Source organism: Alicyclobacillus fastidiosus, from assembly GCF_026651875.1.
Classification (GTDB): Bacteria; Bacillota; Bacilli; order Alicyclobacillales; family Alicyclobacillaceae; genus Alicyclobacillus; species Alicyclobacillus fastidiosus.
Genome location: NZ_CP104067.1, coordinates 2,644,659 through 2,667,225 on the forward strand (window position 1 = coordinate 2,644,659; position 22,567 = coordinate 2,667,225).

At 55.8% G+C, this 22,567-nt stretch carries 20 protein-coding genes and 1 other annotated feature; of the genes, 18 read left to right on the forward strand and 2 right to left on the reverse strand.

The window, feature by feature from the left end; translation table 11 throughout:
- Window positions 1-2 precede the first annotated feature (2 nt).
- From ccsA to NZD89_RS13160, 7 genes are all read left to right on the forward strand, one after another.
- A complete protein-coding gene (gene ccsA, locus NZD89_RS13130; protein WP_268008133.1) occupies window positions 3-824 on the forward strand; it encodes a cytochrome c biogenesis protein CcsA in 822 nt (273 codons plus the stop codon).
- Window positions 825-838: 14 nt separating this feature from the next.
- Window positions 839-1,759, forward strand: a complete 921-nt coding sequence (gene hemC, locus NZD89_RS13135) for a hydroxymethylbilane synthase (RefSeq protein WP_268008134.1) — start codon at window positions 839-841, stop codon at window positions 1,757-1,759.
- 2 nt (window positions 1,760-1,761) lie between these two features.
- Complete coding sequence (locus tag NZD89_RS13140) at window positions 1,762-2,562, forward strand: uroporphyrinogen-III synthase (protein ID WP_268008135.1); 801 nt, start codon at window positions 1,762-1,764, stop codon at window positions 2,560-2,562.
- Entirely contained in the window at window positions 2,525-3,502 is a 978-nt protein-coding gene (hemB, locus tag NZD89_RS13145; RefSeq protein WP_268008136.1) for a porphobilinogen synthase, read from the forward strand. The genes NZD89_RS13140 and hemB overlap by 38 nt, the downstream gene beginning before the upstream one ends.
- Before the next feature lie 54 nt (window positions 3,503-3,556).
- Window positions 3,557-4,855 (forward strand): glutamate-1-semialdehyde 2,1-aminomutase, encoded by a 1,299-nt coding sequence (hemL, locus tag NZD89_RS13150; RefSeq protein ID WP_268008137.1) that lies wholly within the window; start codon window positions 3,557-3,559, stop codon window positions 4,853-4,855.
- A gap of 177 nt (window positions 4,856-5,032) precedes the next feature.
- On the forward strand, window positions 5,033-6,532 hold the full coding sequence (locus NZD89_RS13155) for a LysM peptidoglycan-binding domain-containing protein (RefSeq protein ID WP_268008138.1): 1,500 nt from the start codon (window positions 5,033-5,035) through the stop codon (window positions 6,530-6,532).
- Between the two features lie 161 nt (window positions 6,533-6,693).
- A complete protein-coding gene (locus NZD89_RS13160) occupies window positions 6,694-7,716 on the forward strand; it encodes a protein kinase family protein (RefSeq protein ID WP_268008139.1) in 1,023 nt (340 codons plus the stop codon).
- A 102-nt stretch (window positions 7,717-7,818) separates the two neighbouring features.
- Here NZD89_RS13160 and NZD89_RS13165 read toward each other — a convergent pair whose 3' ends face one another.
- Entirely contained in the window at window positions 7,819-7,980 is a 162-nt protein-coding gene (locus NZD89_RS13165) for a hypothetical protein (RefSeq protein WP_268008140.1), read from the reverse strand.
- 155 nt (window positions 7,981-8,135) lie between these two features.
- Here NZD89_RS13165 and NZD89_RS13170 point away from each other — a divergent pair, with 155 nt between their 5' ends.
- From NZD89_RS13170 to gad, 5 genes are all read left to right on the forward strand, one after another.
- On the forward strand, window positions 8,136-8,648 hold the full coding sequence (locus tag NZD89_RS13170; protein ID WP_268008141.1) for a hypothetical protein: 513 nt from the start codon (window positions 8,136-8,138) through the stop codon (window positions 8,646-8,648).
- Window positions 8,649-8,748: 100 nt separating this feature from the next.
- Window positions 8,749-8,949, forward strand: a binding site (T-box leader).
- Between the two features lie 75 nt (window positions 8,950-9,024).
- Entirely contained in the window at window positions 9,025-11,682 is a 2,658-nt protein-coding gene (locus NZD89_RS13175) for a valine--tRNA ligase (RefSeq protein WP_268008142.1), read from the forward strand.
- A 19-nt stretch (window positions 11,683-11,701) separates the two neighbouring features.
- Window positions 11,702-13,015, forward strand: coding sequence for a bifunctional folylpolyglutamate synthase/dihydrofolate synthase (locus NZD89_RS13180; protein ID WP_268008143.1), 1,314 nt, complete (start codon window positions 11,702-11,704; stop codon window positions 13,013-13,015).
- Between the two features lie 14 nt (window positions 13,016-13,029).
- Window positions 13,030-14,421, forward strand: coding sequence for a UDP-N-acetylmuramate--L-alanine ligase (gene murC / locus NZD89_RS13185; protein WP_268008144.1), 1,392 nt, complete (start codon window positions 13,030-13,032; stop codon window positions 14,419-14,421).
- Window positions 14,422-14,790: 369 nt separating this feature from the next.
- On the forward strand, window positions 14,791-16,194 hold the full coding sequence (gene gad / locus NZD89_RS13190) for a glutamate decarboxylase (RefSeq protein WP_268008484.1): 1,404 nt from the start codon (window positions 14,791-14,793) through the stop codon (window positions 16,192-16,194).
- A gap of 236 nt (window positions 16,195-16,430) precedes the next feature.
- Here gad and NZD89_RS13195 read toward each other — a convergent pair whose 3' ends face one another.
- Window positions 16,431-16,622 carry a hypothetical protein gene (locus tag NZD89_RS13195; protein WP_268008145.1) on the reverse strand — a complete coding sequence of 64 codons (192 nt, stop codon included), beginning with the start codon at window positions 16,620-16,622 and terminating at the stop codon, window positions 16,431-16,433.
- A 140-nt stretch (window positions 16,623-16,762) separates the two neighbouring features.
- Between NZD89_RS13195 and NZD89_RS13200 the strand changes: the two genes are divergently transcribed.
- From NZD89_RS13200 to radC, 6 genes are all read left to right on the forward strand, one after another.
- Complete coding sequence (locus NZD89_RS13200; RefSeq protein WP_268008146.1) at window positions 16,763-17,530, forward strand: prepilin peptidase; 768 nt, start codon at window positions 16,763-16,765, stop codon at window positions 17,528-17,530.
- A gap of 264 nt (window positions 17,531-17,794) precedes the next feature.
- Window positions 17,795-18,781, forward strand: a complete 987-nt coding sequence (locus tag NZD89_RS13205; RefSeq protein ID WP_268008147.1) for a resuscitation-promoting factor — start codon at window positions 17,795-17,797, stop codon at window positions 18,779-18,781.
- Between the two features lie 219 nt (window positions 18,782-19,000).
- A complete protein-coding gene (locus NZD89_RS13210) occupies window positions 19,001-20,026 on the forward strand; it encodes a type IV pilus twitching motility protein PilT (protein ID WP_268008148.1) in 1,026 nt (341 codons plus the stop codon).
- A 54-nt stretch (window positions 20,027-20,080) separates the two neighbouring features.
- Window positions 20,081-21,166 carry an SPOR domain-containing protein gene (locus tag NZD89_RS13215; RefSeq protein WP_268008149.1) on the forward strand — a complete coding sequence of 362 codons (1,086 nt, stop codon included), beginning with the start codon at window positions 20,081-20,083 and terminating at the stop codon, window positions 21,164-21,166.
- Window positions 21,167-21,514: 348 nt separating this feature from the next.
- Complete coding sequence (locus tag NZD89_RS13220; protein ID WP_268008150.1) at window positions 21,515-21,754, forward strand: hypothetical protein; 240 nt, start codon at window positions 21,515-21,517, stop codon at window positions 21,752-21,754.
- 105 nt (window positions 21,755-21,859) lie between these two features.
- The gene (radC, locus tag NZD89_RS13225; protein WP_268008151.1) at window positions 21,860-22,558 is read left to right on the forward strand and encodes a RadC family protein; all 699 of its coding nucleotides are present in this window, start codon (window positions 21,860-21,862) and stop codon (window positions 22,556-22,558) included.
- Window positions 22,559-22,567 lie beyond the last annotated feature (9 nt).

The following is a 22,567-nucleotide window of genomic DNA, read 5'->3' on the forward strand; positions in this document are numbered from 1 at the left end:
ACTTGTGGTGGACACGCCTTTTATACGATGCCATCATCGTGTCCTATGCCGTCAGTTTAACGCTATTCTTCAGCGACGTGCTGCAACCTCGCCGGGCGTTTAATCGGTCGGCGGTGGTGTTGCTGTTCGTCGCTTTCTTGTGTACGACGGGCCTGCTGTTCATCAGGTTCCGGGCGATTCACGCGTTTCCCGCTTATACAAGGTCCGATCTGATGCTGTTCATCGCCTGGATCATGCTGGTCACGACACTTGTGCTGGACACGTTTTTTCCGATTGGGCTGGTGTTGTTTTTCGCCAATGTGGTCGGCTTTTTTATCTTTTTGTTCGCCGGCTACCGACAGGGATCCGACGTCGTGCGCTGGTTCCCAAACCAGGACCTCTTGTTGTTGCACATCATTCTGGCGATGGTGAGCGAGACTGCACTCGCGTTCTCGTGTGCGTTTGCGGTCATGCACCTGCTACAGGAGAGTAACTTGCGGTACAAGCGGTGGAATCGATGGTTTCTGTTGCTTCCGCCGCTCGCTAAAATTGAGAGTTTGTGTCTGGTCACGACGGCGATTGGCTTCTTCTTGCTCTTTGCGGCCATGGCTGTAGGCGACGTCTGGGGCAAACTCGTGCTCCACGAGTGGGTTGTTTGGTCAGCAAAGACCGTTGCCACATTGGTCATTTGGGTCATGTACGGCGTGTTTCTCTTTCTTCGCGTCCGAAACTCAGGTGCCACTCGAGGCTTGGTCATTTTTCAAGTGATTTGCTTTATCGCGACCGTCATCAACCTTGGGGCCATCGGTCACATTCTACCGGGACACCAACAGGTTTCTCCGTAAAGAGAGGGAGTTTCATGAGAACGATTCGAGTCGCTTCACGTCGTAGCCAATTGGCCATGACACAGACAAACTGGGTAATTGATGAACTCCGGGCTCGCCGTCCGGACTGGACGTTTGAAATCGTGCCGATCACGACGAAAGGGGACAAAATTCTCGACGTGACCTTGTCGAAGGTAGGCGGCAAGGGGTTGTTCGTCTCCGAGATTGAAGACGTGTTGACTGCCGAGTACGCAGATCTGGCCGTACATAGCCTCAAGGACGTACCATACGAGCTCGCACAGGGACTGGTGCTCGCCGGCATTCCGCTTCGGGCGGACCCGCGCGACGCCTTGATCTCGCACGACGGTACTACGCTCGCACAGCTGCCGGAGGGAGCGGTCGTCGGCACTTCGAGCCTTCGCCGCGCGGCACAGCTGCAAACGCTCCGTCCCGACTTGCGGGTGGAGCCCTTGCGCGGCAATATTGACTCGCGACTCCGGCGCGTGATAGACGGGGAGTTCGCGGCTATCATCTTGGCGGCCGCGGGTCTGTCGCGGATGGGGTGGCAGGATAGGATTACGGAGTACTTAGATCCGGACGCTTTTATTCCTGCCGTCGGCCAGGGGATTCTAGGTGTCGAGTGCCGCGCGAGCGATGCTGAACTCGTCCAAGAACTCGGCCGCTGGACGGATCCGTTCACGGCGGATTGTGCCGTGGCTGAGCGCACCCTGCTTACAGAACTTCAGGGAAGCTGCCAGGTCCCCATCGCGGGGTACGCACGGCGCAATTCCGCGGGCGACTTGACGCTCACCGGGTTCGTGGCAAATCCGCAGGGAGCTGGCAGCCTGCGCTTTGAAGCCGCGGGGATGGAGCCGGCGGCGCTCGGCAGTATCGTCGCACAAACGCTGTTGCAGCGAGGCGCAGCAAACTATCTACGAGCTGCCAGCGAGGGTTGAGAATGAAGGGTGATTGGTCCGTCGTCATCACTCAATCTGGGGAACGGGGACGTGGACTCGTCCGTCGATTGGAGTCGCTCGGGGTGCGGGCGATCCACTGGCCACTGATCTCCACGGTCGTGCGCAGTGCGGTGGATGTCCGTCGACAGTGTGAACGCCTGCCGGCAGGCATCGACGGTGTCCTTGTGACATCGGCTACGGCTGCCCGCGTGCTGGCAAAACTGTATGGATCTGCGGATTGGAAGTGGGGACGTGCGGTTTGTTATTGTATAGGCGACGCCACCGCCTCTGTGTTGCGCGAGAAAGGTATTCCTTGTGTCGTGTTTCCAGGCGTCCGAGACGGAGCCGACATGGCCGAGGCGATGGTGGCACAGTGGCCTGTAGGCGGTCGAACCTTCCTGTTCGTGCGGGGGGTCCAGGCGAGGCAAACCGTGTCGGAGGCGCTCATGGCCCACGGGCACGCGGTGGTTGATTTGGAAGTGTACGACACCATCGCCGCGCCTTGCGCACAAATGGAGTCCATTGGCGCGGGCGGACCGCTTATCTTCGTGCTCTTTAGCCCGTCTGGAGTGCAGGCGTTTGTGCAGTCCGCGCGGGTAATCCGGGATGACGTTCTGCGCGGGCGGCATTTGGTCGTCGCATTTGGCAGGACGACCCTGGCGGCGCTGAACGAAGCTGAGATCCCCGTCGCGTTCACACCAGTAGAAGTGACCCATGATGGGTTAGTAGATACGTTAATGGCTTTTTTCAAGGGAGGAATAAGGAATGACTTTTCATCGTCATCGTCGACTTCGGGCAAGTAGTGGCATCCGTTCATTGGTTCGGGAACATCAGGTGACCGTCAACGATTTGGTGTATCCGATGTTCGTTGAGGAAGGACTTTCGGGTGCGAACGAAATCGGGGCGATGCCGGGTGTGATGCATTACGGACTCGACGCGTTCCGTCGCGAAATCGCCAACCTATCGGAACTTGGCATTCCTGGAATCATCGTCTTCGGACTTCCAGCAGAGAAGGACGAGCGGGCGTCCTCGGCGTACGCCGAGCGCGGCATCGTGCAAGAAGCGGTTCGGGTCGCGAAGGCGGAGAACCCAGATCTCGTCGTCATGACCGACGTCTGTCTGTGTCAATACAATTCCACCGGGCATTGTGGCATTGTTCGCGACGGGAAAATCGTCAATGACGATTCCCTGACGTTAATTGCAAAGACCGCGTTGTCACACGCCCAGGCCGGAGCGGATATCGTGGCTCCATCCGACATGATGGACGGTCGGGTGGCGCGCATCCGCGAGGTGCTCGACGAACACCAACTCGAGGATGTCTCTATTCTTTCGTACGCTGTAAAATACGCGAGTGCATTTTACGGTCCGTTCCGGGAAGCAGCGCATTCGGCGCCTTCGTTTGGCGACCGCAAAACCTACCAGATGGATCCCGCCAACGCCCGCGAAGCGATGCGCGAGGCGGTATCCGACGTCGAGGAAGGCGCGGATATGCTGATGGTCAAACCTGCGCTCTCCTATCTGGACGTCATGTATCGGATGCGCGAGGCGTTTGACCAGCCGATTGCCACCTACAACGTCAGTGCGGAGTACAGCATGGTCAAGGCCGCTGCCAAGCAGGGGTGGATCGATGAGCGAGGGATCGTCATGGAATTGATGACGTCGTTCAAGCGCGCTGGCGCAGATATGATTCTCACCTATCATGCGCCGGACGTTGCGCGGTGGCTAAAGGAAGAGAACCGATAATCGCGGACAACCTTTGTAGGGGATGTCTTTCAATGTCAAAGGGGCGTGAACAGATTGGCTGGACCGAAGTCGACTGCGGCTTTTGAACGAGCAAAGCGCGTGTTGCCTGGCGGGGTGAACAGTCCTGTGCGGGCATTTAAGTCGGTGCATGGAACTCCATTTTTTGCAGACAAGGGCGAAGGGCCGTACCTCTACGACATCGATGGGAACCGTTACGTCGATTACCTGATGAGCTGGGGTCCGCTCATCTGGGGCCACGCGCATCCGCAAATCGTAGCTGCGGTGCAGGAGGCGGCGAGCAAGGGGACGAGCTTTGGCGTGCCGACGGAATTGGAGACCGACGTGGCTCAAAAAATCGTCGACTTCGTGCCGTCGATAGACGTTGTCCGTATGGTTAACAGTGGAACGGAGGCGACGATGAGTGCGGTTCGCGTAGCGCGCGCCGCGACGAGTCGGTCGTACGTCGTGAAGTTTATCGGGTGTTACCATGGACATGCGGATCACTTTTTGGTGAAAGCGGGCTCGGGTGTGGCAGATCTCGGTTTGCCGGACAGCCCGGGTGTGCCAAAGGAGACCGCAGAGCGTACGATTGCCGTCCCATATAATGATATCGATGCTTTGCGAGACGTTTTCCTAGAGCGTGGTGAGGAGATTGCGGCGGTGATCATCGAGCCGGTCGCTGGCAATATGGGGTGTGTGTTGCCGCGACCTGGATATTTGCAGGCCGTTCGCGAACTGACAAGATCTTTTGGGACACTGCTCATCTTTGACGAGGTCATCACCGGCTTTCGGGTGGGACTTGGCGGCGCTCAAGCCAGGTTCGACATCGAGCCGGACCTCACGACGTTCGGAAAAGTCATCGGGGCAGGCCTCCCGGTTGGCGCGTACGGTGGCCGTCGCGATCTGATGGAGATGGTCGCCCCGAGCGGACCCGTCTATCAAGGTGGCACGCTATCTGGCAACCCGCTCGCGATGTCGGCTGGCCTCGTTTCGCTCAACATGTTGGAAGCGGCGAACCGCGAGGGATTCTACGATAAGCTCCAGGCGTATGGTCAACAAGTTGTCGACCAGTTTGTCGAGCTCGGCAAACAGCACGGCATCCCGACGTATGGCCACGCGATTGGCGGTCTGTACGGTCTATTCTTTCACGAGGGCCCCGTTTACGACTTCGAGGGTGCGATGGCGAGCGACGGCGCCTCGTACGAACGGTTCTTTCACGCGATGTTGGAAAACGGCGTCACGTTCGCGCCGTCGCCACTAGAATCCGCGTTTGTCTCAGGTGTGCACACGTCGCGTGAACTCGAGATCACGCTTGGCGCCATGAAGGCCGTGTTTGCACAGCTTACATCCTGATTCGAACCGCGCGATATCGATTTCTGATAGAGATTACGTCAGGCGTTTTGTCTGGCGTAGTCTCTATTTTGATCCCGCTTGCGCCGTCGAGGCCACCTTACCACGCGCTTTCGACATATGTAGCAGAGTGTGTACATACATTGGTGATGGAATCTTGGCGCGCGAGGAGGGGCTTAGATGTCTGAACATGCTCGAGAACCGCTCATCCGGCTGCCGATCGATCAAGAAATCTTCATGGATACTGTGACCAGCACAGACTCTGTCGAAGATGCGACGGTCGCGACGGAAGTGGTTTCGTTTGAAAAAGATGGCGATGTCTACGAGCTAGAAGGTGCCGTTGTATTTGCAGGCTACGTGCGTTCCACAAGCGATGCCGCCACCATCGATGAGGCGGTTTCCGTCGGCGTCGAAGACGAAGAGGCGGTACGTCATATTCACCATCGCTTGCCATTTGTTCTGCGGGTTCCTGTGGAGGCACAGTCCAGTGGCCTAGTGAACGTGAAGAGCCGTTTGTCCGGCTGGGCCCTTGAGGTCGTCAGCGACAATTGGCTCAACGTGCGTGGCACACTCGAAATTCATGGTCTCGTAGGGGAACAAGGCTACCACTTCCAGTGTGGAGCACAGGAGGGGAGTCGACCATTTCTACGTGACGAGATCGAAGAACAGGTGATCGAGGAACCGGAGGTTGAACTGCCAGCCGATGAGGCGGATTCTGTGACGTCTGATTTCCCGGCGCCAGTCGAGGAAACGGCTGAGGCCGTGTCGGAATTGGCTCAGGCAGACAGGGAGGAATTGGCTCAGGCAGACAGGGAGGATACGGCGCCAAAGACGCAGGAATTTGCAGAAATAGACCGGACATCCACGGCCGAGCCTGAGTTGGAACTCGTCTGCGCGCCGGACGACATGTGGCGTCACGAGGGCGAAGCGGAGCAAGGTGACGTCGAGTCGGAGCCCAGTGAGGAGGGGGCGAGCGAGCGCAGCGAGAACAACACTCCGTTCGAGAAAGTGAGTGAGGCGCGAGGCGGACATGGCTGGGCCGAAGAGGAAGCACGCAAAGGTGAACGCCGCGGTGAAGCGTCCGAACCGGCGGCCTCGGAGTCCGTTCGCAGTGAGCTGGTCAATTTGGACCGCTTCTTCGTACCGTCTACACCCCAACCGTCGGATCGTCAGGAGGTGTCCACGCCGGAACCAACCAAGGAACCAACGCCGGTTGCCTCGTTCGAGTTTGAGCACCAACTCGATGATGAAGTGTTAGCCACACCTCTCGAAGGGGCCTCCGCACCGTTGGACCTTCCGCCTGAATTCCGCGGGGAGGAACGCGTGGCGCCAAAATTTACGATTTCCGGCGCCGTCGCAACGGATGATCAAAACGCGCTAGACGAGGCGCTCGCGGAGGAAGAGGTGGTGGAAGAACCGCGAAGCGAATACGATGTCTCGTCTGTCTTGAAGTCCGATTTGTGGTCCTTCGTCGATTTCAATGGTCCTGAGCCGCGGTGCGCTCTTCGCTACGCCATCGTCGCGGAAGAAGAGACCCTAGAGATGGTCGCCGACCGCTGCGGATGCCTCCCGAGTGAATTGATCCGCGTGAACAATTGTCCTAGCGGCCAAGTTTCGCCGGGTCAGGCGCTTCGCATTCCGGATGGCCCGATTTCGATTCCGCGGGTGACGTCTGTGTAGACGCGCTTACAGCCGATGGCGAGGATCATTGCAGTGCGCTGTGACGACGCTTGAACACGAAGAAACAGGGCCGCGACCGGGAAACGCCGACGGCCCTGATGCCGTCTCTGAACCAGGGGTGGCATTTCGAACAACATGACTGGACAGTGGAGTGAGGCGCGATGGATTATGATGATGTCCGTCGGCAGCTGATGGCCTACGGTGCTGATCCTTCCATACTCGACGAGTACGCGTGCGTCGTCGACTGCGCGAACATCGTCAGGGATGTCGTAAAACTTTCCGGGCCATACGGCGCGTTTGCCCTAAAGAAGGTATACGTCGACAAAGGGCGGTTGGAGTACATTCACCAGGTGACGGAGCACCTTCTGCGCTGCGGTCACGAGAGTGTGCCACGTATGCTCAAAACGCGCTATGGAGATGCCTATGTGGTTCATCCGTCCGGATTGTACTACATGACCGACTGGCGCCAAGGGCGGTGTCCACCTGCGCAGTACGCGCACCACATCATCGCGCTCGCGCGCGAGCTCGGCACCTGGCATCGACATGCCACAGGCTTCTACGGTGCCCCAACCTGGTATGCGGCTGAGGAAGACAGGTCGCTCATACAGCGGCTCATCGAAGGTAAAAAAGCGCTCGGCGCCATTCGGGACTCGGCGATTCAGGACGCGAGCACGACGCCATTCCCGGCACTGATTCGCACGCACTACGAAACCATCGCAATGCGCATGGACGAGGTAATCGCTCGCGCACATGCAGAGGGCTATGTCCAGATGGAGGCAGAGGCGCGCAGCCGGGGGTTCGTGTGCCACGGCGCCTATACGGTTGACAACGTCCTCTACCATTCGGGCAAGTACCACGTCCGCAACTACGATCACGTTCACCCCGGCGTTCCCCTCTTCGAACTCACCGTGTATATCCATCGATATATGCCACTGTTTGATTGGAAAGTGGATGTGCTTGACGCGATTCTCGACGCGTATACGGTCGGGCTAGGAGAGACGCGCATCGACCGGTCGGTGCTCTCGACCATCCTCTTGATGCCCATGCAGGCGCTGCAACTCGTGGAGGGTTATGTCACCCGGATGACGGATTGGAGTGAGTATGAATTCGCCGCGCGGATGGAGCGGGAACTGCGACTTCTTGCGCTGCGGGAGCGTGCGGCAGAAGAGTTGGTGCGCGGCTGACTGCAGGCACAGGAAGGAGGTGCGGCCCGGTTTGGCGGCCCTGGGCGCTGCGTTGCAATCGCCCCGGACCCGCGCTCGCCTGGGCCGCGTATCTTGTCCCTGTCATGGCGCGCCGATGAACATCGCGACGAACACGATGAACAGCAGCATGAGAATGAGTAAATCGAGGACGCTTGGCCAAAAAATTGCCCTGAGAAACAGGAGAAAAATCGCGAGCGCCAGGATGAGCTTCACGAATCGCAGCAGGGAGTATAACAACCGCACGGTCAAAACCTCCTTTTCCCGTGGTCTATTAATGTATATGCACATGGCCCTCTCGGGTATTTGTCCTGTGACAAGAGTTATTTTCCTTGCTAAGATAAGAACGTGATTTTAGAGGCGGACAGGCTCTGGCCGTGACTATGTTTGGGGGATGAAAGTTGGAGCAATCGATGAGTTCAGGAGGACCAGGGGTTTGGCGCGGCTGGTATTGGCGATTTGTTGGCGGAACAGTCGTCGTCCTCGCGGTGTTGGAAGTCGCCGCATATTATTTGTCGAATGGGAAATACTCGTTTATCACCAGCGGCGAGCTCGGGATGTTTATCTCCGCCATCCTAGTCGTGCAGCGGGTGAAGGAGAAGCGGACGCTGAACACGTTGTTGGCGACTGTTCTCGGGTTTGTCATCAACGTGATCTTTCAGTTGACGCTCGGATACGCAGGCACGATTCACTATGGTTGGGGGTTCTTTTTCGAGCAAAACGCCATCATTGGCGCGATTGGCATCCTGTTTTCGATGGTGTACGCCAGGACCACGGAGTGGTCGAATCGCCGGCGTGACCAGTTACAGGCGAAACGTCGGCAGGAAGCCGCAACTCGTGCCGAGGATTCCGACGCGCCGCCGGTACGCGTGCACCGTGTGAAGAAGAAGCGCGGGCGCGGGCGCCGCTCCTAAGCGGAAAGGTTTGTGATTCGAGGAAAAAGGGCGTAGTCGGATCGACAAAGCTTGACAACTTGGCGTCCGGTTGCGTAGTATACAAAACATCGATTCACATAGAGCGGCTTTGAAGAGGGAGGAGTAGGGCGGTCCCGATTGTCCAGAGACGGTGCACGTGCTGAGAAGCACCGCTTTCGGTCGCCTGAATGTCACCCTTTAGCTGATTATCCGGGTCATTCCGTTATCGATGTCGAGTGTCTCACTTGTCGTATTGAAGTGAGAAATTCAGGTGGTAACGCGGAGCCTATCCGTCCTGAGAGACGGATAGGCTTTTTTTATTGTTCGGTGTCTCCTCGCAGGACGAAGGGCGAGGCACGTGTAAGGAGGATATCTCATGTCAGCAGAAGAGCATGAACTACCAACCGTTTACGATCCGCGCAACGTCGAACGGCGCATCTACGAGCGCTGGGAACGGTCCGGGTACTTTCAAGCCGGACGGCATCCTGAGCGACCGCCATTTTCGATTGTGATGCCACCTCCGAACGTCACGGGGGTATTGCACCTCGGTCACGCGCTCGACAACACGCTACAAGACATCACGATTCGCTACAAACGACTCAATGGGTTCGACGCACTGTGGGTACCGGGAACGGACCACGCCGGAATCGCTACGCAAGCACGTGTGGAAAAGACACTGCTGGAGACCGAGGGCAAGTCGCGCCACGATTTGGGCCGGGAGGCCTTCGTCGAACGCGTTTGGGAGTGGAAGCACCAATACGGGGATGCCATCACGCGACAAATTCGCGCGCTTGGCAGTTCTTGTGATTGGAGTCGGGAGCGGTTCACCATGGACGAGGGTTTGTCCGGAGCGGTGCGCGAGGTCTTTGTCCGACTCTATGAAAAGGGGCTCATCTATCGTGGGCATCGCATTATCAATTGGTGCCCGCGGTGTTCTACGGCGCTGTCCGACATCGAGGTAGAGCACAAGGACCAAACGGGTCACTTGTATCACATTCGCTATCGACTCACCGATGGCAGCGGCGAGGTGGTCATCGCCACCACGCGCCCCGAGACGATGTTTGCGGACGTCGCCGTCGCGGTCCATCCTGACGACCCGCGCTACGCACAGATGGTCGGGAAAACGGTGCGCCTGCCGCTTACGGACCGGGAAATTCCCGTCATTGCCGACGATTATGTGGATAAGGACTACGGGACGGGGTGTCTCAAAATTACTCCGGCGCACGACCCGAACGATTTTGAAGTCGGCGAACGCCACCACCTCGAGCAGTTGCAGTGTATCGGCGCAGATGGCCGATTGAACGCGCTGGCCGGCGAGTTTCAGGGGCTCACGCGCGAGGAGGCCCGCGTTGCCGTGGTCGCCGCTCTGGAGGCGAATGGACACCTGGTTCGCACCGAGGAAATCGATCACGCCGTCGGGCACTGCAGTCGGTGTGATACGGTGGTCGAGCCGTTTCTGTCCGACCAATGGTTCGTTCGGATGGAGCAGTTAGCGCGTCCGGCACTCGAATCGGTCGCACGAGACGAACTGCACTTTGTCCCGTCGCGGTTTTCCAAAGTGTTTGTCCACTGGCTGGAAAACGTCCGCGACTGGTGTATCTCCCGCCAACTCTGGTGGGGGCACCGCATTCCCGCCTGGTACTGCGATAACTGTGGCCAACTGAGCGTCTCCAAGGTAGACCTCGAGCGATGTCCGCACTGCGAAAGTACCAACATCCGCCAGGATGAGGACGTGCTCGACACGTGGTTCTCGTCCGCACTGTGGCCGTTTTCGACGTTGGATTGGCCGGACCTTCAGTCGCCTGACTTCAAGCGCTATTACCCGACCAGCGCCCTGATGACCGGTTACGATATCCTGTTCTTCTGGGTGGCTCGTATGGTGTTCATGGGCATGGAGTTCACGGGGACGATGCCATTTGAAACGGTCGTGCTGCACGGCCTCGTCCGCGACGCAAAAGGGCAAAAGATGTCGAAGAGCAAGGGCAACGGCGTCGATCCGATCGAGGTCATCGAACAGTACGGCGCCGACGCCCTGCGGTTTATGCTCGCTACTTCGACGTCACCTGGCAATGATCAGCGGTTCACCTGGGATAAGATTGAAGGCGCTCGAAACTTCATCAATAAGATTTGGAACGCGTCTCGGTTTGTCCTGATGAACCTAGAGGGCGATTTCCAACCGGCTGATCTGGCAGAAGGACAGCTTGACGTGGCGGATCGCTGGATTTTACACCGCTTGTCGCAAACCGTGCGGACGGTCACGCATCACCTCGACGAATACGACTTCGGCGAAGCGGCTCGCGCCATGTACGATTTTGCTTGGGACGATTTTTGCGATTGGTACATCGAATTCTCGAAGCTGGCGCTGTACGGAGCCGATGAGGAGCGAAAAGTGGTCGCACGGACCGTTCTCCATCGCGTTCTGACGTCGCTCTTGACGCTTCTTCATCCGTATATTCCGTTTGTCACGGAGGAGATTTGGCAAGCGTTGCCGAACACTTCCGAGGCCCTTATTGTCGAAACCTGGCCGATTTCGCAAACGGCGTTTGTCGACGAGGCGGCTGTTAGCCAGATGCAACTTGTGATGGACGCCATTCGAGCTGTCCGAAACGTCCGGGCAGAACTGCAGGTGGCGCCGAGCAAGCCGGTGTCTATGCACATTCGTTGCGAGAGCGGCGATGATGTACAATTGTTTGAGTCGGTTCGCCACTATATCGCCCGGTTCTGCAATAGCGATGACCTGACCATTGTGGCGGGGGGTGAGGCGCCAGAGAAGTCGCTGACACAAGTGGTCACGGGCGCTGTGATTCACATTCCGCAAGCTGGGCTCATCGACGTCGAGGCGGAAATTGTGCGCCTGTCCAAAGAGGAAGCGCGTTTGCAGGGCGAAGTGGACCGAATTGAAAAGAAACTGGCGAACGCCGGTTTCGTCGCGAAGGCGCCGGAGGCTGTCGTCGCGAAGGAACGGGAGAAGATGCAAGACTATCAGATGAAGTTGCAGGCGGTACAAGGCCGAATTTCCGATCTACAGAAGTAGTGCAATCGAGGTGCAGCCAGTGAATGTGAGCGACGCATTTGCGTGGATCGGCTCCTTGCGCAGGTTCGGCATCAAGCCGGGACTGGAGCGGGTCGAACGCGTGCTCGACGCCCTTTCGAACCCGCAAGATGGGCTTCGTTTCTACCATGTTGCGGGGACCAATGGCAAGGGGTCCGTCTGCGCGATGCTGTGTGCGATGTCGATGTCTGCCGGTTATAAAACGGGGTTGTACACCTCGCCCGGCTTTGAAGGGTTTAACGGCCGAATTTCGGTCAATCAGCAGGCGATTGATGACCAGTCGTTCACACGCTATGCGACGGTCGTCAAACACGCCATCGAACAGGTCACGGTGGGGGATCCACTCACGGAATTTGAGGTTCTCACGGTGATGGCGTTACTGTACTTTCGCGATCAGGCAGTTGACGCGGTGGTGTGGGAAACGGGCCTCGGCGGGCGATACGATGCGACGAGTGTCGTGCATCCGGTCGTCACGGCCATTACGAACGTTTCGTATGATCACGTCGAGATTTTAGGACCCACTCTAGCCGATATCGCTTATGATAAAGCAGGGATTATCAAACCTGGCGTGCCGATTGTGACAGGTGCACAGGGTGAAGCGTACGGTATCATAGAGAAGGTCGCCGAAACGGTCGGAGCCTCGGTGGTTCGCATCGACAGGGATGTGGAACTGACTCGGGCGGCTTACGACGACCATTATCAAACGCTGCGTTACACAGGGATCGAACATCAATCGTCGGAGTTTGCGTTATCTTTGTTTGGCCGCCATCAGCTGGCGAATGCCGCAGTGGCCTTGGCCATGTTTGAACTGGCGCACCCGAATCTCGATGAGACTGCGTGGGAGCGCGCTGTCGCATCGTTGCGCACCATTCGCTGGCCATTGCGGTTTGAGGTGTTCGATCACCGCGGGACGCCAGTGGTCTTGGACGGAGCGCACAATCCGGCAGCTGCCCGTGCGCTGGCGCTCGGCTTGAACGAGTTTTCTGCTGCGTTGTCGCAAAAGTCGTTGTGGCATATGGTGATCGGAGTGTTTCGCGACAAGGATGCTAGGTCGATGTTTGAAGAGGTACTGCCCCTCGCACAGGATGTGGTGGTCTGTCGGCCGAATCACGTCAGAGGGGCAGACCCTGAGGCCATCAAAAATCTGATTGGTGAGTTGGGCCCTCATCTGTCGATTCGCGTTATCGAGCAGCCGCTGGCTGCCGTGCAGGCTGCCCTTGAGGCGCCGGGACCTCTCGTCATCTGGGGTAACTTGCATATGGTGGAAGACGCGAGGAAAGCTATTGCTAAATTGGAAATGAACTACTGGACATGAGGACGGTGAGGCGCGTGCGCGGTTCGCAACACGTGCATTTTGTAGGCATTGGTGGTTATGGGATGAGTGCCATCGCTCGTGTCATGCTGGATTTGGGATATCAAGTCTCCGGGTCGGACGTATCGCGTCAGGAGTTGACGGATCGTCTTGCGGCTCGTGGTGCCAACATTTTTTACGGGCATGACGGAGGGCAAGTCGAAGGTGCGGACATTGTGGTACACAGTACTGCAGTAAAGAAGGACAATGTGGAGTTGCTCGAGGCGCGGGCCCGGAACATTCCAGTCATTCATCGCAGCGAAATGCTCGCTCGGCTGATGCAAGACCGAATCGGCGTTGCAGTCACTGGAGCGCATGGCAAAACCACGACGACCTCCATGATTGCATATATGATGGAGCGCAACAATTTAGACCCGACTTTTGTCATCGGCGGTGTCGTCTCGAACATTGGCGACAACGCAAAGGCTGGCGGTGGTCAGTTTGTCGTGGCCGAGGCCGATGAATCGGATGGATCATTTTTGCACTACCGCCCGGCGATCGCCGTGGTGACTAACGTAGAAGCCGACCACTTGGAACACTACGACGGCAAATTCGAGAATTTGAAAAATGCGTATAGGACGTTCATTCAGCAGATCCCTGAAAGCGGCTTGGCCGTCTTGTCAGCAGATGATGTGCATTTGCAGGAATTGAAGTCCGAATCTCACGCACGTGTAGTCACCTATGGATTTTCTGACGATGCGTTCATTCAGGCGCGTAACGTGCAGTTGTTGGATCGAACCAGTTCTTCGGAAGTGTACGTAGGCGGCGAGTTCGTCGGACGATTGTTGCTCTCGCTCCCTGGCGAGCACAACGTGTTAAACGCGCTTGCGGCAGTAGCCGTCGGCCGCGAAGCGGGGCTCTCATTTAATCAAATTGCCATGGCACTAGCGGAGTTCCACGGGGCGAAACGTCGCTTTCAGGTGATCGCCGAGGCGAACAACCTGCTGGTGATTGACGATTACGCGCACCACCCAACTGAAATCAGCGCGACGATCGCCGCGGCAAAGGCGACAGGGCGTCGGATTGTAGCGGTCTTTCAGCCGCAACGATACACGCGGACCTACTTCCTGTTTGATGCGTTTGCCCGTTCGTTTTCGCAGGCGGACGAAGTGATTATCTCGGAGATTTATTCTCCAGCGGGTGAGCAACAAATCGAGGGCGTGACCGCGGAGCGGCTTGCGGCCGAAATCCGCAAGCAGAGCAATCCTCGGACGCAATATCTCGGGACGCAAGATGAGATCTTTGCATATCTTCGCTCGTCCATCCGACCTGGAGATCTGGTTCTCACGATGGGGGCCGGCGACATTTGGAAGGTCGCCGAGCGGCTCGGAGATGATTTGGAGCGGACTTCGCGAAAGGCTCTGGTTTAAATCGGACTACGAGCGCTTGAGTAAGTAAAAAGGGGCTGTCCCAAAAGGGTCGTGCCAAATCATCCAGTCCCAAAATTTTATGCAAAAGCCTCCAAAACCACTATAAAAGTGGAGATGGAGGCTTTTTGTTTTGGTAAATTCTCAGCCGAAGTGGGGCTCCAAAAATCGAAAATTGACTTTTGGGACACCCCCTTTGCATGGTGGAAGCGATTCGTACTCATTCATAACCACAACCTTCAACTCATTTACTTAAGAAGTGCGATCATTGTTCTTCGTTGTACAGACCTAGAACAACACCAACTGATTTTGGTATCACGAAGGCATGTCCTACTTAGCATACTGAACTACGCGACAGGGGCGGAGCAAAAAATGTCACATTGGAACCCACGCCGTACGCAAATGAAGTTGCCTCCAGAACTGACTATAAATCCACTGTTCACTCGCGAGGGAGAACAGAACGTTCCGCGGTTTCACATCCGTGATCAAGGAATGCTTCCTGAGACAGCATATCAAATTATCCATGATGAACTCGCACTAGATGGCAATGCCCGCTTAAATCTTGCAACATTTGTTGGTACATGGATGGAACCCGCTGCCGATCTCCTTTACGCCGAAACATTCGACAAGAACATCATTGATAAAGATGAGTACCCTCAGACGGCAGCCATTGAGGAGCGATGTATCCGCATTTTAGCGAATCTCTGGCATTCACCTCACCCAATGAGTACGGTGGGGGTTTCGACGACGGGATCGTCAGAAGGATGTATGTTGGGGGGGATCGCATTAAAGCGACGCTGGCAACATGCTCGAAAGAAACAAGGAAAGCCGATTGATCGGCCAAATATTGTGTTTAGTTCTGCTGTTCACGTCGTTTGGGAAAAGTTCGCGAACTATTGGGATGTTGAGCCGCGTTATGTGAATATCACCAAGGAGCGTCCTTATTTGGACCCCAAGGGCGTTCGTGATGCCGTGGACGAAAATACGATTGGTGTCATTGCGATTCTCGGGGTGACTTACACTGGGATTTACGAACCGGTTGCCGAGATTGCCAAAGCGCTAGATGATTTACAGGCTAGGACGGGTCTCGATATTCCAATGCATGTAGATGCTGCTTCCGGAGGGTTTATCGCTCCTTTTCTCCAACCAGACTTGGTCTGGGACTTTCGATTACCTCGAGTAAAGTCCATCAATGTTTCCGGGCACAAATATGGTTTGGTCTACCCTGGAATAGGATGGGTAATTTGGCGAAAAGCTAAAGATTTTCCTGACGATCTCGTCTTTCGTGTCTCCTATTTAGGCGGTAATATGCCGACCTTCGGCTTAAACTTCTCTCGCCCCGGCGCACAAGTGCTCCTGCAATACTACAATTTTCTTCGTTTAGGCAGAGAGGGCTACTACCAAGTGCAAAGGACATGCCAGTCGGTGGCAAAATTACTGAGTCGAGAGATTTCCAAAATGGGACCGTTTAAGATACTTACATCCGGAACCGATACTCCTGTAATCACGTGGCAGATGAAAACTGACTACACATCAAAATGGAATCTTTATGACCTATCCCGACAACTACGGACGTATGGATGGCAAGTTCCTGCTTATTCCATGCCCCCAGATTTAGAGGATATCACGGTGATGCGCGTTGTAGTTCGAAACGGATTTTCCATCGATCTCGCTCATTTATTCCTCCTGAATCTCGAACAGGCCGTTACATTTCTCGATTCCTCGCCTACAACTACGCCACATGGAAGCAAAACAGACAATGGATTTCATCATTAAATACAATAAATTCGTATGTAACCTTCATGAAAAGGCAGAAGGGGCTGTCCCAAAAGGGTCGTGCCAAATCATCCAGTCCCAAAATTTTATGCAAAAGCCTCCAAAACCACTGTAAAAGTGGAGATGGAGGCTTTTTGTTTTGGTAAATTCTCAGCCGAAGTGAGGCTCCAAAAATCGAAAATTGACTTTTGGGATACCCCCTTTGATGTGAAGCCGCGGCGATGCGATAGACTTAATTATCGATATCTCCGATTGCGCCGCGGCCTACGATTCAAGGACTCGGCTGCGCGAGCATAGAGGTAATACGCCGCGGCAATGACGAGTGCGAGAAACGCTATTTTCAGCACGAACGCGACAAATGCAGAGATCACGAACAGGAGCACGATAAACCCGAGTGCGCTTACCAGGAATGAAGGTCGGCGATACATATCTACAACCCCCTTACATGTGCTTGAGCAGGTCTACTCTATTTCTACAATTATATCACATCGTGTAACATCCCCCGTTTTGCGCAGGATTATCGGCTATGGTGTCGAATTTCGCTGTACCAGATGGGGGGAGAGCTCAATTGGCGTTGCAAGGCTTGATGTCTCTATATCTATTTTTCGTGGGCGCGGTGTTTGGTTCGTTTGCGACGCTAGTAGGCGACCGGATTCCGAGTGGGCAATCGATCGTGCGGCCGGGATCGAGCTGTAATCACTGCGGTTTACCACTGCGCGCTTGGCACTTGATCCCCGTCGTTTCGTGGGTGGTCTTGCGAGGGCGTTGCACGTCGTGCCGGGCGCCCATTCCCATGCGATACCCCGCACAGGAAGCGCTGTTGGGCGGGGCGGTCGTCCTTTCTGTTTGGCATCGTCAAAGCGTCCTTCTGACGCTGACGTGGTGTGGTTTGTGGTTTGTGCTGACAGTCGCCATCAGTTCCGACTTTACGAAACTGATTGTGCCGAACTGGTTGACATACCCGAGTGCGGTAGTCCTGTACATCTCCTCAGCCCTTTCCTGTGGTAGCTTTCTTCACCCGGTGTTCGGAATGCTTGGTGGATTTGCGATGATTTTCGTCGTCCACCTGATCTCGGGCGGGAAGATGGGGTTAGGCGACGCGAAACTCTATCTCAGCATTGGTGCAGTGCTCGGAGTCGCGTTGACGGTCGAATCGTTCATACTCGCGTGCCTGTTTGGTGCGGTCATGGGTGGGATACTCCGCTTGACAGGCCACATCGGGCGCAAGCAATATGTCCCGTTTGTCCCATTTATTGCACTGGGCGTGGCAGGTGCACAGTTTGTCTTTGGCGCCTTCCCGCAGTGGTATCTGCATCATATTCTCGGCGTTCTCTAGCCCCTATAAATCCACTCGCCGCGCGCTATTCCTCTGGAAATTGGCACTTCTTGTCGGAAAGTCGATAGTTTTCCACGGGTACCAGCCGACATGTTTCAACACCTATTGTCATACCATCTGATATACACTATCCCCGATCCACAAGAAAAGCTGGCTGACAAAAGTTGTCTTGCATTTGCATAAGGGGACCGATATACTATCCCCAGCCCCGGAGTCCCCTATCAGCCTTCTTTCTCTCGTGAGTAGTTAGGAAGAGGTGATGGAGTGCGTCTACCAAAGTCGAAAGCCGTGTACGCCACAGCTGCAGCAGCACTTACGCTGCTGGGCGGCGCCGCTACCACGTATGGTGCTGCGTTCAAGACGGTGACGGTCCAAGACAGCGGGCAACGCAAGACGTTACGTGGATTTTGCACAGGCACGGTAGGACAGTTTCTCGAAAAGTACGGTATCCACGTAAATGAGAGAGAGCGCGTCAGCCCGGCGCTTGATAGCCCTGTGCGGGACGACATGACGGTCGAGATCGAAGATCCGAAGTCAATCACGATCAACGACCAGGGTCACCTGGTCAACATTTCGACCTTTGATACGTCAGTGGGGCAACTCTTGAAGGATGAGGGGATTACCCTCACCGACTCGGATCACGTGAGTGTCCCGGTCAGTTCAGAACTGTCGAATGGAGAATTTTTCTCTATTCACAGCACATTGCAAAAAGTGTCGACCGAGACGCAGGAAATACCATATCAGACCATACGTCGCCGAACGTCAGAATTGACTTCTGGAAACGAGCAAGTGGTGACGCACGGTGTGACAGGGTTACTAAAGGTCAAGACAACAAGCGTCTATCGAGACGGGCATAAGGTCTCGCAAAGTATCACAAAGCAAGTCGTTCGCAACCCGGTCGATAGTGTAGTGGAGGTTGGAACCGCTCCGGAGGTTCATCACTACACGCTGGCGAGCCGAAGTGATTCCCCTGCCAGCAGCTTGTTCAAATCGTCGATGACGGTGCTCGCCACCGCGTATTGTGCCGGAGGCACCACAGCTTCCGGAATACCAGCGCAACCAGGGGTCATCGCGGTAGACCCGAGCGTGATTCCACTGGGTACCAAAGTATATGTCCCAGGCGTTGGTGAACTGGTCGCTGCCGATACGGGTGGGGCGATTGTCGGTAACCATATCGACATCTGCATGTCATCTGAGGCTGCAGCGGAAAGTTGGGGAGAACGAACTATCACAATCTACATCCTGAGTTAATCTGGATGTCTCAGAAGGGTGATAGGGTAGAGGGCAGGTACGCGGAACTTCGGTTTCGCGTATTTTTTTCTGTTTGCACTCCCCTGATGTCTTCCTTGGCTCTCTTTGGTCCATGAACCACCGGCCATCCCGATGAAGCCCCTTGTTGGGCGCAGGACATCCACCGCGCGAACGCGAATGTTTGTTGCACAGAGAAGTGTGTTACCAAGGGGTGTCTGTATGCGCGTGGATGAATTGTTGACGAGGGCCGCGGATCTCAAGGCGAGCGATATCCATCTCGGTGTGGGGCACGCACCAACTTTTCGAGTCGACGGTGAACTCGTTTCTGAAGGCGTATCCGTCTTAAATGACGACATCGAGTCTTGGACTCGCGAACTGTTATCAGCACAGGAGCTCGAACAGTTGCACGAGCGAGGTGAGGTGGATTTGCCGTACAGCGACAGTTCCGGGACGAGATACCGCGTAAACGCCTTTTTGCAACAAGGGTATAAAACGTTAGCTGTCCGAGTTATTCCAAATCGCATTCCAACGCTGTCCGATCTCGGCCTCCCGACTGCGCTGACGAAGCTCGTAAGCCAACCGCATGGCTTGATTTTAGTCACGGGACCGACTGGTAGCGGGAAGACGACCACGCTTGCTTCGCTCATCCAACATATCAACCTCACGAGTGCGAAGCACATCATCACGCTTGAGGATCCGATTGAATACATACATCCGCACGCGGCGTCGGTCATTCACCAACGTCAAATTGGCCGGGATACATTGGGATTTGCGCCGGCATTGCGAGCGGCGCTGCGGCAGGACCCGGATGTCATCCTCGTTGGTGAATTGCGCGACCTAGAGACTGTGCAAACGGCGATTACCGCCTCCGAAACCGGTCACCTGGTGTTATCCACGTTACATACTGGTGGCGCGGTGCAGACGGTTGATAGACTCATAGACATGTTTCCGGGCCATCAGCAAGGCCAAATCCGCTCGCAATTGTCGTCAGTACTGCTAGGCGTCGTATCGCAGAGGTTGCTTCCACGCACCTCCGGCGGTCGGGTGGCTTTGGCGGAGTTGCTCGTCAACACGGCCGCAGTGTCCAATTTAATCCGGACACAGAGGACGCATCAGTTGAAATCTGTGATGCAAACGTCGCGGCAATTAGGAATGCAGACGTTTGAGATGGCTGCGCGGGAGCGGCTTCAATCCGGTCATATTTCTAGTGCGGTCGCGGGAACGTGGTTGGAGGCGACGTCATAGATTCTAGGTTTCACTCATAGACTTATGATAACTGAGATTCGGGAGGCAGTTATGATGGCTGAGAGTGGAGCGCGAAACTACACAACGAACTCATCGTCCATTCTTGTTCGCCTTGGAGATAAGGCATGGGAAATTCAAAAAGAGGCATCGGAAGACTCCGGGCGAGAGGCCCCGGCGGACAAGCTGTCAGAGGCGCCTTACGACGACGCCTCGTCGACACGGGATCTCGGTTCGCGGCCACTTTTGCAGACGCGCTGGAAGGCCGAGTCGATGCGTCCGGCGAGTCGGCGTCGGTCGCAAAAGATGTCGTTTCGATTGTGGAAGCTATTTCAAATTTGGATCGCCAAATGCGTGACGTACGTCATGCAGACGTTGTTTCCCCGCCAAGGCAATCGCAGTGTGGCCAGTTTAAAAGGGGGTTTACTCATCGGGATGCTGTTTGGTTGCGTCGCGATGTGCCTCTTTCATCAAATGGCCCCAGTCTCCGCGACGCCACTTGGCGACAGCGCCTCGTCGCAAGGTGGTGCGAAGGCGCTCGCTGCCTCGGCGCTCCCAGCGAAAGTCATCAGTGCGCCGGGGACCACCGTGTACTTTGTCCAGTTGGGCGCGTATCCGACCCAGGCAAAGGCGGCCACCGAGGCGAGAATCCTCTCGAAACAAGGCATTTCCACGACCATGGTACCACTGGACGGATACAGTCTGATTGCGACTGGAGCAGTCGTCGAACAAGACGCCAACGCCGTTGCGTCCCAACTTCAGAAGTCGCACGTCGCGGCGACGGTGAAATCCTTCTCCCAAGGGGCGCGCCAACTGCAGGTCCTCGGCACGGCTGGCGATTCCGCGGTCAATGGCGTTGAGCGGTGGCTGGCTCAGACGTCGAGTGGGCTGTTGGCCTTGGACACGTGGCTGGCCGACAATGGGCGGGTCGCCGATGCACAGATGGCGATGGCCTCTGCGGTTCAGAGTTACCCTGGCGACGATGTGGTTGCACAGACGGGGCTCGGGGACCAATTGACAGCGATCGACGCATCGCTGGAAGCGGCTAATCGGGCATTCCAAAAGGGAGATAAAAGCGCTGCGATGAACAATGTGATTCAGGCGTTTGTGGAAATGGCTGAAATACACGGAATCAATGGCTGATTTTAAATAGTCTTGCGGACCAGGCGCACGCGGTTTAAAATAACCTGCGCCTGGTCTGCGTGTGCGCAAATCGCGTGGGTAACGGCCAATTACCGAGCGTGCGCGTTTGGCGCTAGCCGCCCGGACGACGATTGTGCTTTCGTTTTTCCGGAGTGACACAGAATCGACACAGGATGGCGGCACAAGCGCCAAAATCGGTACCACAGCAACCACAACGAGGGGATTGCGAAGCGCATGACAGCCGCTTACATAGGATTGCGCAGAAATTAATCGACATGTTTCGGCAGGAATCAATGGTTTCGTGTCGAAACAAGACCGTCATGCACGTTTCCAGACTGGGGTGATCCTATGCGCAATACTGGCTGGCGCAAAGTGGGTCTGGTAGCCGCTGCGACAGTCGTCGGCAGCTTGGCGGACATTCTCCTATCCTCGCGGTTGCCCATGTTGAGGCCTCTTACACACGTGTCATGGCATCCGAATTTCAACTTAGCTGTGATTCAGTTTTCCCTGTCATTGACGTTGACTGTCAACTGGGGCACACTTGTTGGATTCGCTTGCGGGGTTCTTGTGTTGCGCGGTTCCAAATAAAGTTTTGCGTTTTGCGTCTATATGTATATACATAGACACTTTAGGGTTTGTGGTGGTCGTCGTTCCTTCGTACAGTGTAGGGAAACTGCTGTCGGAGGGATGTTCTTGTTTGCGGAAAAAGACTCAGTCCTAGTATCATCTATCACGGCGGATTCTCCCAGGGAGCGCTTGTTGCACTTGGGGCCTTCCGCTTTGCGTGCAGATGAATTGCTTGCATGCGTCATGCAATCTGGCAACGGGCGGACGACCGTATTCGACATCGCGCATAGACTTCTTGAATCAATTGGTGGCGTATACGCCCTGGCAGATGTGGAAGTCAGCGAGTTGGTCCATGTGCCGGGGATTGGCAGGGCGAAGGCGATTCAAATTGCGGCTGCCGTTGAGCTCGGCCGCCGAATCGCGCACAAGCCCAGCGAATCGAGGCTGCAAATTCGAACCGCAGACGACGCAGCAAGGTATGTTATGGATAGGATGAGGTACCTTAAAAAGGAACATTTTGTAACTCTGCTCTTGGATACGAAGCACAGGCTCGTGGGTGAAGAGACGTGTTCAATTGGAAGCTTGGATGCATCTATCGTACATCCTCGAGAGATATTTCGGCTTGCGGTTCGGCGGGTTGCGTCCGCGATACTCTGCGTACACAACCACCCTAGCGGTGACCCGACGCCGAGTCCGGAAGATATCGCGGTCACGAAGCGTCTCACGCAATCGGGCCGAGTACTGGGTATCGAGGTGCTTGACCACCTGGTCATTGGGGACGGGCGTTTTATCAGCTTGCGAGCGGCTGGTTATATGGACAAATGATGTCGAGAG

What these genes read in the sequence shown, in the direction of transcription:
- hemC (WP_268008134.1), top strand. Translation starts at nt 839, where the DNA reads ATGAGAACGATTCGAGTCGCTTCACGTCGTAGCCAATTGGCCATGACA.
- NZD89_RS13140 (WP_268008135.1), top strand. Translation starts at nt 1,762, where the DNA reads ATGAAGGGTGATTGGTCCGTCGTCATCACTCAATCTGGGGAACGGGGA.
- hemB (WP_268008136.1), top strand. Translation starts at nt 2,525, where the DNA reads ATGACTTTTCATCGTCATCGTCGACTTCGGGCAAGTAGTGGCATCCGT.
- NZD89_RS13155 (WP_268008138.1), top strand. Translation starts at nt 5,033, where the DNA reads ATGTCTGAACATGCTCGAGAACCGCTCATCCGGCTGCCGATCGATCAA.
- NZD89_RS13160 (WP_268008139.1), top strand. Translation starts at nt 6,694, where the DNA reads ATGGATTATGATGATGTCCGTCGGCAGCTGATGGCCTACGGTGCTGAT.
- NZD89_RS13175 (WP_268008142.1), top strand. Translation starts at nt 9,025, where the DNA reads ATGTCAGCAGAAGAGCATGAACTACCAACCGTTTACGATCCGCGCAAC.
- gad (WP_268008484.1), top strand. Translation starts at nt 14,791, where the DNA reads ATGTCACATTGGAACCCACGCCGTACGCAAATGAAGTTGCCTCCAGAA.
- NZD89_RS13195 (WP_268008145.1), bottom strand. Translation starts at nt 16,622, where the DNA reads ATGTATCGCCGACCTTCATTCCTGGTAAGCGCACTCGGGTTTATCGTG.
- NZD89_RS13210 (WP_268008148.1), top strand. Translation starts at nt 19,001, where the DNA reads ATGCGCGTGGATGAATTGTTGACGAGGGCCGCGGATCTCAAGGCGAGC.
- NZD89_RS13215 (WP_268008149.1), top strand. Translation starts at nt 20,081, where the DNA reads ATGGCTGAGAGTGGAGCGCGAAACTACACAACGAACTCATCGTCCATT.
- NZD89_RS13220 (WP_268008150.1), top strand. Translation starts at nt 21,515, where the DNA reads ATGCGCAATACTGGCTGGCGCAAAGTGGGTCTGGTAGCCGCTGCGACA.